We start from the raw sequence: 508 nt of genomic DNA, 5'->3' as shown, positions 1-508 counted from the left end.
CTCGGAACGGAACCGGGTGATCCCGGCGGCCTCACCGACCAGCTTGGCCGCGGTCAACGCGCCGCAACCGGGCATGGCCAGCAGCACCGGCGCCACCTCCTTGACCCGGGCGGTGATCCGCCGCTCCAGCGCGTTGATCGCCACGGTGGAGCGGGTGATGTCGGCCAGGATGTCGCGGGCGATCTCGGCGACCAGCCCGTGCTCGGTGGCCAGCCACTCCGCGAGCGCGTCGCGGTGCTTGGCCAGGTCCAGCGACCGCGGCTTGGGGTCGCGGGCAGGGTCGAGCTCGTGCACGTGCCAGCGCAGCCGGTTGATCATCCGGGTCCGCTCGGCGACCAGGTCCTCGCGCCGGTCCACCAGCAGCTTCAGCTCCCGGGAGACCTCGTCGTGGGAAGCGACCGGCAGGTCGGGCTCGCGCAGCACCGCCCGGGCCACCGCGAGGGCGTCGATCGGGTCGGACTTGCCCCGGGTGCGTGCCGATGCGCGGGTCTGGGCCATCAGCTTCGGT

The 508-nt window shown here is 73.4% G+C and carries 1 protein-coding gene; it reads right to left on the bottom strand.

The window, feature by feature from the left end; genetic code table 11:
* Nucleotides 1-508, bottom strand: a 508-nt coding sequence (locus ACYVIH_RS22530; RefSeq protein ID WP_460871787.1) for an IS110 family transposase, incomplete at both ends; no start/stop codon positions are given.

This window comes from Nocardioides pakistanensis (assembly GCF_054781215.1).
This window is presented reverse-complemented; position numbering and strand designations above follow the sequence as displayed.